This is a genomic window from Segatella salivae DSM 15606, from assembly GCF_000185845.1.
Taxonomy (GTDB): Bacteria; Bacteroidota; Bacteroidia; order Bacteroidales; family Bacteroidaceae; genus Prevotella; species Prevotella salivae.
Genome location: NZ_GL629647.1, coordinates 1563117 through 1577560, shown reverse-complemented (window position 1 = coordinate 1577560; position 14444 = coordinate 1563117). Strand labels below are relative to the sequence as shown.

General features: G+C 43.2%; 11 protein-coding genes. 10 read left to right on the top strand and 1 reads right to left on the bottom strand.

Features of this window, described 5'->3' with window-relative positions:
* Positions 1–3: 3 nt before the first annotated feature.
* Positions 4–546: a beta-class carbonic anhydrase gene (locus HMPREF9420_RS06525; RefSeq protein ID WP_044079136.1), complete on the top strand. Its 543-nt coding sequence runs from the start codon at positions 4–6 to the stop codon at positions 544–546.
* A gap of 507 nt (positions 547–1053) precedes the next feature.
* Here the strand turns inward: HMPREF9420_RS06525 and dgt are convergent.
* A complete protein-coding gene (gene dgt / locus HMPREF9420_RS06520; RefSeq protein WP_044079134.1) occupies positions 1054–2391 on the bottom strand; it encodes a dGTP triphosphohydrolase in 1338 nt (445 codons plus the stop codon).
* Between the two features lie 103 nt (positions 2392–2494).
* On the opposite strand from dgt, the gene dut reads away from it, so the two are divergent.
* The 9 genes from dut to HMPREF9420_RS06475 all read left to right on the top strand — a co-directional run bounded on the left by dut (position 2495) and on the right by HMPREF9420_RS06475 (position 14125).
* Positions 2495–2929 carry a dUTP diphosphatase gene (gene dut / locus HMPREF9420_RS06515; RefSeq protein ID WP_007134716.1) on the top strand — a complete coding sequence of 145 codons (435 nt, stop codon included), beginning with the start codon at positions 2495–2497 and terminating at the stop codon, positions 2927–2929.
* An 18-nt stretch (positions 2930–2947) separates the two neighbouring features.
* Positions 2948–4729, top strand: coding sequence for a tetratricopeptide repeat protein (locus HMPREF9420_RS06510; RefSeq protein ID WP_007134715.1), 1782 nt, complete (start codon positions 2948–2950; stop codon positions 4727–4729).
* Between the two features lie 3 nt (positions 4730–4732).
* Complete coding sequence (locus HMPREF9420_RS06505; RefSeq protein WP_007134714.1) at positions 4733–5638, top strand: DUF4292 domain-containing protein; 906 nt, start codon at positions 4733–4735, stop codon at positions 5636–5638.
* Positions 5639–7312 carry a murein hydrolase activator EnvC family protein gene (locus HMPREF9420_RS06500; protein WP_007134713.1) on the top strand — a complete coding sequence of 558 codons (1674 nt, stop codon included), beginning with the start codon at positions 5639–5641 and terminating at the stop codon, positions 7310–7312. It begins immediately after the preceding gene.
* 249 nt (positions 7313–7561) lie between these two features.
* Positions 7562–8680 (top strand): glycoside hydrolase family 43 protein, encoded by a 1119-nt coding sequence (locus HMPREF9420_RS06495; protein WP_007134711.1) that lies wholly within the window; start codon positions 7562–7564, stop codon positions 8678–8680.
* Between the two features lie 34 nt (positions 8681–8714).
* Positions 8715–10538, top strand: coding sequence for a heparinase II/III domain-containing protein (locus HMPREF9420_RS06490; RefSeq protein ID WP_044078813.1), 1824 nt, complete (start codon positions 8715–8717; stop codon positions 10536–10538).
* The gene (locus HMPREF9420_RS06485) at positions 10535–11785 is read left to right on the top strand and encodes a DUF2264 domain-containing protein (protein ID WP_007134709.1); all 1251 of its coding nucleotides are present in this window, start codon (positions 10535–10537) and stop codon (positions 11783–11785) included. The genes HMPREF9420_RS06490 and HMPREF9420_RS06485 overlap by 4 nt, the downstream gene beginning before the upstream one ends.
* 18 nt (positions 11786–11803) lie before the next feature.
* Entirely contained in the window at positions 11804–12982 is a 1179-nt protein-coding gene (locus HMPREF9420_RS06480; protein ID WP_007134708.1) for a DUF4861 family protein, read from the top strand.
* Between the two features lie 3 nt (positions 12983–12985).
* Positions 12986–14125: a glycoside hydrolase family 88/105 protein gene (locus HMPREF9420_RS06475; RefSeq protein ID WP_007134707.1), complete on the top strand. Its 1140-nt coding sequence runs from the start codon at positions 12986–12988 to the stop codon at positions 14123–14125.
* The last annotated feature ends 319 nt before the right edge of the window (positions 14126–14444 follow it).

Here is a 14444-nt window from a genome sequence, read left to right as displayed (position 1 = left end):
ATGATGATTGATGAAATTCTAAACTACAACGCAACGTTTGTTGAGCAAAAAGGCTATGAGCAGTTTATTACTTCAAAGTATCCTGACAAACATTTGGCTGTGTTGTCGTGCATGGATACGCGACTTACCGAACTCCTTCCTGCTGCTTTAGGACTTAAAAATGGTGATGCGAAGCTGATAAAGAATGCAGGTGGACTTGTCATCTCTCCCTTTGATTCGGCCATGCGCAGTCTGTTGGTGGCCATTTATGAATTAGATGTGCGCGAGATTATGGTCATTGCACACACTGAATGTGGTGCATGTCACATGAGTTTTGAGGCCTTTCGTGAACACATTCTTGCGAGAGGAATCGATGAAAAGACGCTTGATACCATCCAACATTGCGGGATTGACCTAAACAAATGGCTTGAAGGATTCCATGATACCGCCTCTTCTGTACGGCAAACGGTTGACACTATACGCCGCCATCCACTTGTTCCCACCGATGTGATTGTGCGTGGTTTCATTATCAATTCGGTCACAGGGCAACTTGAAGAGTGTCAATAGGCGTTCGCTATTGCTATCAGTGAATTGACGAAATGATGAGATTTGTCTGTTGAGGGGATAGAACTTGCATGTTGAAGAGATAGTTCTTGTCAGTTAAAAAGATAGCGCTTGCATGTTGAAGGGATAGTTTTTACATCTTAAAAAGATGGCTCTTGTCAGTTAAAAAGATAGCGCTTGTCAGTAAAAAAGGCCGATTTCATCGTTCCTTTTGCCCGACATTTTCTTTTCTTCTCTTATCCTTCATTTTGTTATTTGCGCCACCTGATAAAACAAAATGCGCCATTTCATCGAGTAATTTGCATCATTTCATCGTGTGAAATGGGTCAAATTACACGCCCATTTGCCTCAAATCATTTTGCCTTTTAATATCATCCGTATTGATCTCTCCAATTACCAACAAAACAACCACTTCTATTTCTAAGGCTAACTACTCCCCTCTCTCTTCGGAGAGGGGCTGGGGGTGAGGCTTTATTTCAACTTACCCACCCCGCTATCAGCGTCTATCCACTACACGATGGGGAGCGCAACGCCATTAATTTTCTGGTAGATATCGAGTGCATATACGTCAGTCATGCCACTGATAAAGTCGATAACAGCCATGATTCTCGTTTCAAGATTGTCGCTATGAATATCATATTGGCTGCTGACACGACGGATAAGTTGTTGAGAATAGAATCGTTTGGGGTTGACAGCCGCCTCAACAAACACGCGCATTAGCGTCTCCATAATCTTATAACCCGATAGTTCTATGTCGAGAACAGGCTTACTATGATAGATTTTTTGATATGAAATTTGCGTACAACGATGATAGGCTTCGCGCTGAAGTGGTGCGATATTATCAATCAAACTGCCTTTAAACGTGCCATGAAGGATTTCATCTTCGTGTTCAACAAAGGTCTTAACGCATTCGTTTTCAAGTTTACCGATGACGCTTGCACGCATGTAAACAACCTGTTCATTGGCATCCGTTAGTTCCTCTTCCCGTATGCGTTTCTTTATTTCTCCACGCATTTCGTCGTCAAAGAAGCCCAATAACAGGTTGGCAGTTTCCTCAAATGATAAGATCTTTAGCTTGTGGGCATCTTCTATATCCATGATTTCGTAGCAGATATCATCGGCAGCTTCAACGAGATAAACTAACGGATGACGAGCAAATTTCAATGGTTCTCCGGGCTCAGATAAGCGAATTAAGCCCAATTCATCGGCGATTTTGCAATAATCTTTGGCTTCACTTTCGAAGAAACCAAACTTTCCATGTGCCCCCGCAAGAGTGCTTGAAAAGGGATATTTCACGATACTTGCCAACATGGAATAAGTCATAACGAAACCTCCTTGACGTCTTCCAAAGAAACGATGTGTTAGTAATCGAAACGCGTTTGCATTGCCTTCAAAGTGTGAAATGTCGTTCCAAAACTGTGAAGAAACCATGGTTTTAAGTTGCTTTCCGTCTCCTTCGGTGAAGAAAGTCTGTATAGCTTTCTCGCCCGAATGACCGAAAGGAGGGTTCCCCATGTCGTGAGCGAGGCAGGCAGCACTAACGATTGTGCCAATCTCTTCAAACAAAGTGTTTTGCAATTCAGGATGTTTCTGCTTCAAACGCTTGCATACATCATTCCCCAAAGACTGCCCAAGACTCGACACTTCCAAGCTATGTGTGAGTCGATTATGTACAAAGATGCTGCCCGGAAGAGGGAAAACCTGCGTCTTATTCTGTAATCTTCTGAAGGGAGCTGAATAGATTAACCGATCATAATCACGCTTAAATTCTGATCGATCGTCATGTCTTTCGGCATGACGGTGCTCTTGTCCGAGCCTCTTATTACTGATAAGTTGTAGCCAGTTCATGCGACAAATATAATGTAAAAACATGGATTTTCTTTCTTTTTAAGCCGAAAAATAACATTATCTGCATAGAATTGCGTATTTTTGTGGCTTATAAGGAATAATAATGAAAATAAAAGTAGTAAACAAAGGACATCAACCTTTGCCCGAATATGCCACACCTCAGAGTGCAGGCATGGACCTTAGAGCCAACATCGACAGTCCCATTACGCTCAAACCCATGGCGCGTCAGCTCGTTCCTACAGGCTTGTATATCGCCCTACCAGCAGGATTTGAGGCGCAGATTCGACCGAGAAGTGGACTCGCTTTGAAGCATGGTATCACCGTACTCAATACTCCTGGTACCATTGATGCAGACTATCGTGGAGAACTTATGGTGCTACTTGTGAACTTCTCTGATACAGATTTTGTCATCAACGATGGCGAACGTATTGCTCAAATGGTTATAGCGCGCCATGAACAAGGCACATTTGAGCCAGTAGATATATTAGATGAGACCGAGCGAGGAGCAGGAGGTTACGGTCATACTGGAGTGAAATAAAAATAAAACTACATTGCTTTGAAATCGTCATTCAATAATTTTATAGTCGTAACAGCTATCGTTTTGGTGGCTGCAACAGCAGTAATCCCGTCGTTTGCCAACCGCGAAAAGCAAGCAATTAAACCGATTCAATCGGATAAAACGACTTCATTGAGCTATGAAGACAGCGTGCGTTACAACACAATGTTCTTGGATGCGATACTTGCAGAGGCTGCCGGCAAGAATGATTCTGCCTATAGTTTATTGCAAAAATGCATCAAACTCAATCCTGATGCTGCTGAAGCCTATTATTATTTGGCATCATTTGAGTCGGAAAAGAAAAACGATTCGTTGGCCCTTTCCTATTTGATTAAGGCTCATGCGCTATCTCCTGACAATGAAGACTATCAGGAACAATTGGCTGAAAACTATATTAATGCACAGCAATATGCTAAGGCTATTGATGTATATGAAGCGTTAGTGAAGCGTCATGGCGACCGTTCGGATGTGCTTCAAGTGCTACTTCAGCTCTACAATCAGCAGAAAGACTACGATAATATGCTGCGTACGATTGAACGATTAGAGCAAAACGAGGGTAATAGTGAAGGCATAACATTGTCTAAAGTGCGTGTATATGAGCTCAAAGGTGACAAGAAACAAGCTTATAAAGCACTACAAAACTTGTGTGAAATTTACCCTAACGACCCGAACTTTCGAGTCATGACAGGCAACTGGCTCATGCAGAATGACCGCAAGAAAGAAGCCTTTTCACTATACCAAGGGGTATTGAAAGAGGAGCCAAATAACGCCATGGCACTCGCTGCAATGTATGACTATTACGTGTCAGTAAATGATAGTTTGCAGGCAAAGACTATCATGAACCGCATCCTTTTGAGTGATAAGAGTGACTCAAAGACAAAGCAAAGCATGATAAGACAATTCATTCAATCGAATGAACAAACGGGAGGTGACAGTCTGAAAGTGCTGAGAATGTTTGATGAAGTGCTGAAGGTTAGCCCCAAAGATGCAGCGATTGCCGAACTGAAAGCAGCCTATATGTCTTTAAAAAAGATGCCAACGGCACAAGTAGATAGTGCACTTGTCGAACTCTTAAGCATTGATCCAGACAACAAAGGGGCTCGAATTCAGTTGTTACAAGACGTGTGGTCATCGAAAGATTACACGCGAGTTATCCAACTAAGTAACATGGGATTGGCTTATGATCCGAATGAAATGAGCTACTATTATTTCATGAGTTTAGCTTATATTCAGCTTGAAAACACGAAGCAAGTTGTCGCGACTATACGCAAAGGAATGAGGCATGTGACCGACCAATCCAATAGGAATATGGTGGCAGAACTCTATGCAATCATGGGCGATTATCTACAGAAAGAGAATAAGTTTAAGGAGGCTTATGCTGCTTATGACAGTTGTTTGGTGTACAAAAGTGATAACATTTACTGCATGAACAACTATGCTTATTACCTTAGTATCAATGGAGATGACTTGCAAAAAGCCGAGCAAATGAGTTATAAAACGGTACAAGCTGAGCCGAAAAATGCCACATATCTCGACACGTATGCATGGATATTGTTCCTGCAAAAGCGCTATACTGAGGCCCAGATTTATATCGATTTAGCTATCAAAAACGATACAGATTCCATCCAGAATTCAGTCATTTGGGAACATGCAGGCGATGTATATGCGAAGTTAGGTGACATAAAAACAGCACTTGATTACTGGCATAAAGCACTCAAAATTGGAAGTGGAAACACGGCAATCCTTGAGAAAAAGATTCGTTTAAAGAAATATATCAAATAACAGATGAAAACAAAATTCAAATACAATAAACTTGTTTTATTGGCTTTACCAATGTTACTTGCGGCATGTGGAGCCAAGAAAAATCTCGTGAAAACAACGAATGCAACAACCACAACGACTGTAACGACGTCAAGAACAGGCACAAACACGGAAATGCAAAAGCTTGCTTTCTTACAAAAAGTGGCTGATAACTCCGTGTATGCAAAGAATATTGTGGGTGACATGAAGTTTAATTTGGTGATTGGAGACAAGAATATCACAGCGACAGGAGCACTTCGTATGCGCAAAAATGAGGTTATTCGGATTCAACTTTTCATTCCTTTGTTGGGCACAGAAGTAGGTAGATTGGAGTTCACTCCTAACTATGTACTTGTTATTGACCGTCTACATAAGGAATATGTCAAGGCAGATTATAACCAATTAGACTTCTTAAAGAACAACGGATTGAACTTCTATAGTCTGCAAGCGCTATTTTGGAATCAGCTGTTTCTACCGGGAACAGACCGTCTAAGCGAGGTTTCCTTGCACCAATTTGAAACCAATTTGCAGACTACCGGCACCACAACGCCTATCACACTGCATCAAGGCAACATGGATTTTGTGTGGAATGCCAATAAGCAGAGTGGCATTATAGACCAAACAAAGGTTGCATATAGAAGCCAACAACATGGTAATTCTACGCTCATTTGGGACTATTCAAACTTTATGAACGTAGGCGTTAAGCGGTTTCCTGCCAAACAAAGTTTCACGTTTACTACCACTGCAACGCGTCAAAAGAAGACTGTTCGCGTGACACTCGACATGGACGAGGTGACAACGAAAGACAACTGGGATGCCAACTCGACCATATCGAGCAAATATAAAAAGATAGAAACCAACGATATCTTGGGCAAAATTATGACGTTTTAAATGAAAAAGATTGTATTCATCCTATTGATTGGTCTGCTGACATGTAATGTGTCGGCACAGAAAAAGACTGCCGTTAAGCAACGTCCCACGCAGGAACAGAAAGCAAAACCTTCAAAAAAAACGGCAAAAACAAAAGCAAAGACCACTAAAAACGCTGTTGTTTATACCAACGCCTCTATCCGAGGACTGCAAGGACAACGCTCTCTCATCCAGAAAAAGATAAAGGAACAAGAGCAAGCTTTACGCAAAAATCAAGCTGATGTGAAAGAAAGGCTTAACACTTTGCTTACACTTAACTCGCAGATTGATGAGCGACAGAAGAATATTAACGGTATAGAAAGCGACATAAACCATATCAATGGGAACATCAATATCCTCAAAGCACAACTCCAAACGCTTGAACAGCAACTGCAAGATCGCAGGACTAAGTATATAAAGTCTATGCGTTATCTTGCTCATAACAGGACAGTTCAAGACAAATTGATGTTTATCTTCTCGGCGAAAACCTTCACTCAGATGTACCGCCGCTTGCGTTTTGTGCGCGAATATGCCGACTTTCAGAAGGCACAAGGACAGATGGTGCAACTGAAACAGGCTCAAGTGGATGGCAAACACAAGCAACTTCAGCAGGTGAAGGGACAGAAAAGTAATCTTCTTTACAAAGGAAAGAAAGAGAAAGAAGCACTTGAAGGCCAGCAGGATGAACAGAAAAAGGTGGTTGCTTCATTGCAAAATCAACAGAAAACGATACAGAAAATCATCACCGAACAACGCCAAAAGGATGCTGCTCTCAATGCACAAATCGACCGGTTAGTGGCACAAGAGGTGGCGAAAGCACGTGCACGTGCCGCAGAAGAAGCTAAGCGTCAGGCCGCCGCTAAAGCCGCCGCACAACGCCGAGCAGCTGAGTTGGCCAAGAAAAAAGCTGCTGCCGAGGCCGCAGCAAGAGAGAATGCACGACGCATTGCGGAAGCAAAAGAGCGGGAAGCACGCTTGAAAGCTGAAGCCGAAGCGGCTGCAAGAGCGGCTGAAGCGGCTCGACAGGCACAGCAAGCTGCCGATGAAGCCAAGAAGAAAGCTGCCGCAGAAGCTGCTGCAAGGGCTGCAACGGAGAAGAAAGAACGTGCAGAACAGGCTGCAAGAGAGGCGGAAGCACAGCGCCAAGCAGCTGAAAGAAAGGCAAAGGTTGAGGCTGATCGCCAAAAGAAGGAACTCGCGGAGGTGAAGAAACAGGCTGATGACGCCGAACACTTATCTACCGTTGACCGCATGATTAGCGGTGGTTTCGAGGCTAACCGCGGTCGGTTGCCAATGCCAATCTCTGGAAGCTATAAGGTTGTTAGCCACTTCGGGCAATATAATGTGACGGGACTGAACGGCGTGACCCTTGACAATAAGGGTATAAACATAAAGGGAAATCCGGGTTGTGTGGCTCGTTCCATCTATGATGGAGAGGTTAGTGCCGTCTTCGGTTATGCCGGAAGTATGGTCGTTATGGTGCGACATGGCGCCTTCATCTCGGTATATTGTAACCTGCGTTCAGTCAGTGTGAGTCGCGGACAAAAGGTAAGTACCCGACAAACACTTGGTGTTGTTGGCTCAGATAACATCCTTCAATTCCAACTTCGCAAGGAAACCGCAAAGTTAAATCCTGAAGTATGGTTAGGAAGATAAAAGCACTTGCTGCCCCCTTTCACAAAGGGTGGCAGCTTGTTTGCTACACACGACTTTTTAAACTGAATGGAATGACACGGTAAAACCATAGGAAACATGAGGTAAAGTGCCTCAAATCATCGACTAATATGCCTGAAATCATTTTGCCAGTAAACCTAAGACCTCGCACCATATCCATTAAGCGATTTCGTCGTTCCTCACGCATCATTGTCTAAGCCCCCATAAAAGCATCTACCAAAACAAACCTATATGTCGAAAACCTATCTCATATCATTAACTCTTCTGCTCTCTATCATTGGATGTTTACGAACAAAAGCCGATATCTTTCCAGGAAAATTATGGTCCGACAACCGTGGTATTCACATCAATGCACATGGTGGTGGTGTCATGAAATATCAGAAAACATACTATTGGTTCGGTGAACATAAGGCCGATTCGACTAATTCTGCGAGAGTGGGGGTTACTTGTTATCGCTCGAAAGACCTCAACTCATGGACTTATTGCGGTGTGGCGTTGGCCGTATCTGACGAAAAAGGTAGTGACATTGAGCGTGGTTGCATCATCGAACGACCAAAAGTGATCTATAATGCCAAGTCAAAACAATTCGTCATGTGGTTTCATTTGGAACGCAAAGGGCATGGCTATGCGGCAGCACGCTATGGAGTTGCTGTGAGCAAACGGCCCGAAGGACCCTATACATTCCTCTATTCTTCGCGTTCATGTCCCGGCATTCGCCCTGTGAATCTCCCCGAGTCACTTGATCGTTCGACCTATAACGCGGGCCTAAAAATGGCTTGGTGGACCCCCGAATGGCGCGAACTCATTGGTAAAGGACTTTTTGTTGACCGCGATTTAGCCCATGGTCAGATGGCAAGAGACCAGACCTTGTTCGTAGATGACAATCAAAAGGCCTATCACATCTATGCTTCGGAAGACAACCTTACGATTCAAATTGCAGAACTTACTGACGATTATCTCCATCACACGGGCCGCTATTGGCGCGTTGATCCGGGTGGACAGAACGAAGCACCTGCCTTATTTAAGCACGAAGATACATACTGGTTGATTACCAGCGGATGTACTGGTTGGGCGCCAAATAAGGCGCGTATGTTCTTTGCGCATAGCATAGAAGGGCCTTGGACACAAGTAAGTAGCCCTTGCCGTGGGCCGAAAGCCAACATCACTTTTGGCGGACAAGGAACTTATGTCATTTCATTGGGCACACGAAAGAAGCCTCGTTATGTCTTCATGGCAGACGTTTGGCGACCTAATCACCCGATTGATGGCCGATATATTTGGCTGCCAATAACGTTTGAAAAGCAACAACCTGTTATCCATTGGATAGAGCGTTGGACGCTAAAACCTTAGTCTTTGATGCTTAAACGACTTCAAACCATCAAACATGATAACACTAAAAAAGATACTACTAACCATTGTTTGTCTGTCGAGTTCAATGATTCATGCGCAGACAATGCAGCCAACGGGCACGTCAAACTATTGGAAAGATGCTGTTCCTGAGGCCATGCGACAAAGCTATATCGCCTATGCCAATGAATATTTGGGTAGACCTTGGGCCTCAATTCCAGACTCTGTTTTCGGTGAGTTTAGGCATAAGGGAAACCGAACACACTATGAACAACTTTGTTTTCAAAAGCGAACACAACTCGCAGCAATAGCAATGGGTGAGATTATTGAAGGCAAAGGGCGCTTTATTCCCGATTTAATTGCAGGCTTGAATAACCTTCTTGGTGAACCATGGTGGGGCATTCCGGCACATTATGGGCCTGATTATCCAAAGGAAAGTGACCAGACTGTTGACCTCTTTAATGCCGAAACAGCAGGGTTGGTTGCGTGGATTCGTTACATGTTGGCAGACAGATTAGGAGACGAAATGCAGCAAAGGATTGATAAAGAAATCGACAAACGACTGCTTAATCCCGCACTAAACACAAACTATTGGTGGAAACATAGTCGCATGAACTGGACGCCTTGGATTTGTTCTAACTGGCTAACTGCAGTGTTGATAAGTGAGAAAGACGAGACAAAGAAACGTGAAGCCATCCGACAAATTAAGGCAGCTTTGCAGACGTTTATAGATGGATATCCGAATGATGGAGGTTGCGATGAAGGCTCTTTCTATTGGGATCGTGCTGCAGGTTCACTCTTTGATTGCATCGAATTGATGGAAAGTTTCGGACTAACGACTAAGGAGTTTGCCTCTAATTTGAAAGTAAAGGCGATGGCATCCTACATATATAAGATGTATATAGGCAATGGTTTCTGTGTGAACTTTGCCGATGCTCACGACAATCATGCAGTCGTTCAACTCAACGTTCTCTATCCTTTTGCTTTGTGGACTGACGACATAACTATGCGCCGTTACGCTGCATGGATAGCGCAACAACAAGGCTTTTTCCGACAGCCGGCAAAGCTTTTTGCAGGTAGTGGCAACTTTCCTACACTCGGACGTGAGTTATTTCTGCTCACAAAACTACATCAACTGCAAAGTGAAAAGCCGTGTGAACCCAAGCTCGAAAGCGTCTGGTTACCTAATCTTCAGATAATGACGGCGCGGCGAAAGCTTAAGAATCATAAGACGTTTTATGTCGCAATGAAGGGTGGAACAAATGGAGAGAGCCATAATCATAACGACATTGGATCGTTTATTGTCTATGCCAATGCAAGACCATTACTTATTGATCCCGGCGTGGGTGAATACACTTCAGTCACCTTTTCTGCTAAGCGTTACGAGATATGGACAATGCAATCAGCCTATCATAACCTACCAAAAATAAATGGTTTTGACCAACATGAGGGTACTAATTACCATGCAACTAAGGTGCAATATGAGCCATTTTCGCTTGCAATGGATATTGCTTCAGCCTATCCAAAAGAGGCAAAAGTGAAGACGTGGAATCGGAGTTTGTCTTTAAAAAGAGGCGATTTCATCGAGATAAACGAGCATTTTCAGCTTGACAAATGGATGCAACCACAACGCATTATGCTTTTAACGCCAGTGCAACCTGTTATGATTCAACGTGGTGTTTTGCAGCTTGGAGACAATCAACTCCTTTATCCTCACCAACAAGTTACCGTCAAAATAGAAGACATTAGCAATAAGATGGACTCCCTTTTACACAAGGTATGGGGAAACAATCTCTATCGTATTGTGATGACAATCGATTTAAAACAACTGACAAATAACATTAAATATACCTTGAAATGAAACAGAGATTAATCGTTCTTCTCATGCTTTTCGCATGCATAGAAGGCTTTGCAAAGAATCCAAAATCATGTGACCGCGACTACTGGGTAGGCCAAGCTTACAAGATGGCTCGACCCGTTTTAGAGAATATGGCCTATGGAAAGTTGCAACAAAACATGTTGACTGAGTTCAGTCCCAGCTTCGATAATCGAAACCGAAAGGTAGTATTCATGGAGACTTTTGGGCGACTTATGGCCGGAATTGCACCCTGGTTAGCACTGCCAGATGATGGTTCTGACGAGGCCAAACAACGCAAACAGCTTCGTGATTGGGCTTTAGCAAGCTACCGAAATGCCGTTGATCCATCTTCTCCCGACTATCTATGTTGGGGCATTTCTGACCAGAATCTCGTTGACGCGGCATATATTGCAGAGAGTTTTCTGCGTGCCTATGACACACTATGGCAGCCACTTGACAGTCTAACTAAACGTCGATACTTTCAGGAATTTCAAAGACTTCGTCGCATAGATCCACCCTATACGAACTGGCTTCTCTTTGCTTCTACCATAGAAAGCTTCCTTGCAAAGGCGGGTGGAGGATGTGATAACTTCCGCGTAAATATGGCATGTCGCAAGGTAGAAGAATGGTATGTTGGAGATGGTTGGTATGCAGATGGCCCAGTCTTTGCCTTTGATTACTATAGTAGTTACGTGTTTCATGCGATGTATCTTGAGACACTTCAGGCTATGATTGATGCCAAAGTAAATACCAGAATAGACTATAACAAGTACTTCGATCGTGCCTTAAAGCGAGCTCAGAAGTATGCCATTATCTTAGAAAGGTTTATCTCTCCAGAAGGTACTTTCCCTGTGATTGGACGCTCAACTCCCTATCGTCTTGCCGCCATGCAACCCTTAGCACTCTTGGCCTGGTATCAAAAGATGCCGAAAGAACTCTCCAACGGTCAGGTCAGAGCGGCCTTAACACAAGTGATGCACCGCATGTTTGACCATCAAAATAACTATAATCAGAAAGGCTTTCTTACGATAGGATTCTGTGGTTCGCAACCCGAGACAGCCGATTGGTATACAAACAATGGCTCACTCTACATGACTTCGCTCTCCTTTATGCCTTTAGGTCTCCCGGCTAATCATCCATTTTGGACAGACGCTCCACAGCCTTGGACACAAGTAAAGGCTTGGAATGGGAAGCCTTTCCCAAAAGATCATCGTTGGGGTGATAATATTCAAACGCGTGATAAGTGGTAAAACATAGATAAAAATCCGATGAAATCGATAAAAATAACATCTTTATTATTCTTGCTTTTTAGTCTATGCACAGCTCAAGCAAAGGATATTTATGTCACAATTACCAACCCCTTGGCTCATGAACGACATCAATTGGTGGACTTATCTGTCGACACTATCAGCGCTAAAATGAATGTCAAAGCGACATCACCTCTGCGGGTTCTCAATGCAGCCAGACTTGAACAACCTTGTCAACTCACGTATGATGGCAAGTTAATCTTTGAGGTAAATATCCCTCCTTCTGGGCAAATGACCTATGTGATAGAATCAAAACAGCCTGCAACTACACGCACTTGGGTTTATGGAAAGCAATATAAAATTAGAAAAGATGACATCGCTTGGGAGAATGATCGATGTGGATTCCGTGTCTATGGACCGGCACTTCAGAAAACGGGTGAACGCTCTTTCGGTATTGATGTATGGACAAAAAATACACCAGAACTTGTACTTCAGCGTCGCTATACAGCCGACTATCAAGGCAATCTAAAAGAAGACTCTCTCCAAAAAGCCGGAAAACGTGATGAAGCAGCAGGCATTGATCGGCACACTTCCTTTCATCTTGACCACGGAACTGGCATGGATGCTTATGGCGTTGGCCCCACTTTAGGCTGTGGAACGCCTGCAATCATGAGACAAGATAAACTTATTTTTCCTTATTGTTACCATGATTTTAAGATACTGGACAATGGCCCTTTACGATTTACTTTGCTATTAAACTTTGCGCCAAATGCCGATGGTGTGATTGAACATCGCTTGATTTCCCTTGATAAAGCAACACATTTCAATCGCATGACTGTATGGTATGACCAGCTCAATACACCTGAAACTTTAGCCACAGGTCTTGTACTTCGTGGGGAGAATAAACTCAAAATAGACAAAGATTTTATTGCCTATGCTGACCCAACTGACAATCAAAAGGCTTGGGGTTCAACAATCTTTGTGGGCTTGTTATACCCTAATGGTGTCGATGAAACCGGTAAATTTGAAACCATTAACCATGCTCTTGGCTTAAAAAAGAACTATCATGGTGAGCCCTTTACCTATTATTTTGGTTCTGCTTGGAGTGCTTATGACATGCCAACGTTTGCACATTGGACACTCGAATGCCAAGAATCGCTCGACAATCTCAAACATCCACTAATCCTAACGATACGATAAAACATGAAAAAATCTATCATTTTATTTGCCATTTTGCTTGCGATTGTACCCCTGAAAGCCAAGCAAATGACAACAGAGAACGTTCTTGAAATCATCCAACGCGTAAATAACAACTGGCAGAAACGACATAAACCTGAGACGCGAGCCTTTTGGGATGATGCTGCATATCATACCGGAAATATGGAAGTTGTGAAGTTAATTCCACAACAAGATTATATCGATTATTCGATGAAATGGGCCAATTTTAATCATTGGGAGGGTGCAACAGAGAAAGATCCAAGGCTTTGGAAGTACAAACTTTACGGCGAAGATCAGTACCATGTACTATTTGGTGACTGGCAGATTTGTTTCCAAACATACATTGATCTCTATCATATTGCGCCATCAGAACACATGATTTCACGCGCAAAAGAAGTGATGAATTACATGGTAAACTCAAAGGAAAACGACTATTGGTGGTGGGCCGATGCACTCTATATGGTTATGCCTGTGATGACAAAGATGTATCGATTAACGGGTGAAACGAAATATCTTGATAAGCTTTATGACTGCATTGGCTATGCCGATAGCATTATGTTAGACCCTGAAACAGACCTATATTTCCGCGATGCAAAGTATGTTTATCCCAAACATAAGACGCTACGCGGGCGCAAAGACTTTTGGGCTCGCGGTGACGGTTGGGTCTTGGCAGGCCTCGCAAAGGTGCTACAGGATATGCCAAATGACTATCGTCACTACGCTTTTTTCGTCGAAAAGTATCGCCGTTTGGCTCAAGCGGTCTCGAAACTCCAGCAACATGAGGGCTATTGGACACGTTCGATGATGGATCCAAAGCAGGCACCTGGTCCCGAAACGAGTGGCACTGCTTTCTTTACTTATGGTCTACTTTGGGGCGTAAATAACGGAGTTTTACCGATGAAATCGTATAAAAAAACTATTCAACGCGCTTGGAACTATCTCAGCACAAAGGCACTTCAGCCCGATGGTCATGTGGGATATGTTCAACCTATCGGTGAAAAGGCCATTCCTGGACAAATGGTTAATGCGGATTCTGAAGCCAACTTTGGTGTTGGTGCCTTTCTGCTTGCTGCATGTGAATATTATAGATGGTTGAAGAATCAGAACGAAACAGCGCACCAGTAAAAGCAAAGAATTAATCATCGGAGACTATATTGTTCGATGAAATGGGGGAGAAGAAGCCTCAACTCCAGCCCTTTTCAGCCTCACCCCCAGCCCCTCTCCGAAGAGAGAGGGGAGTAGTTACTCCTTAAAATTATGGAAATCGTTTGAGGGTTATTTAAAAGTGTCGAGATTGTTGATAATAAAAGGCAAAATGATTTGACCCAAATGGTCATGTAATTAGATTCATTTCACACGATGAAATGGTACAGATTATGGTGTGAAATGACATTGTTTATAATGCAATTATAGTTCAATGTCTACATCGTTGCCTCATACAAGG

Coding starts and splice junctions, on each gene's coding strand:
- HMPREF9420_RS06505 (WP_007134714.1), top strand. CDS start 4,733: ATGAAAACAAAATTCAAATACAATAAACTTGTTTTATTGGCTTTACCA.
- dut (WP_007134716.1), top strand. CDS start 2,495: ATGAAAATAAAAGTAGTAAACAAAGGACATCAACCTTTGCCCGAATAT.
- HMPREF9420_RS06480 (WP_007134708.1), top strand. CDS start 11,804: ATGAAATCGATAAAAATAACATCTTTATTATTCTTGCTTTTTAGTCTA.
- HMPREF9420_RS06525 (WP_044079136.1), top strand. CDS start 4: ATGATTGATGAAATTCTAAACTACAACGCAACGTTTGTTGAGCAAAAA.
- HMPREF9420_RS06490 (WP_044078813.1), top strand. CDS start 8,715: ATGATAACACTAAAAAAGATACTACTAACCATTGTTTGTCTGTCGAGT.
- HMPREF9420_RS06475 (WP_007134707.1), top strand. CDS start 12,986: ATGAAAAAATCTATCATTTTATTTGCCATTTTGCTTGCGATTGTACCC.
- HMPREF9420_RS06495 (WP_007134711.1), top strand. CDS start 7,562: ATGTCGAAAACCTATCTCATATCATTAACTCTTCTGCTCTCTATCATT.
- HMPREF9420_RS06500 (WP_007134713.1), top strand. CDS start 5,639: ATGAAAAAGATTGTATTCATCCTATTGATTGGTCTGCTGACATGTAAT.
- dgt (WP_044079134.1), bottom strand. CDS start 2,391: ATGAACTGGCTACAACTTATCAGTAATAAGAGGCTCGGACAAGAGCAC.
- HMPREF9420_RS06485 (WP_007134709.1), top strand. CDS start 10,535: ATGAAACAGAGATTAATCGTTCTTCTCATGCTTTTCGCATGCATAGAA.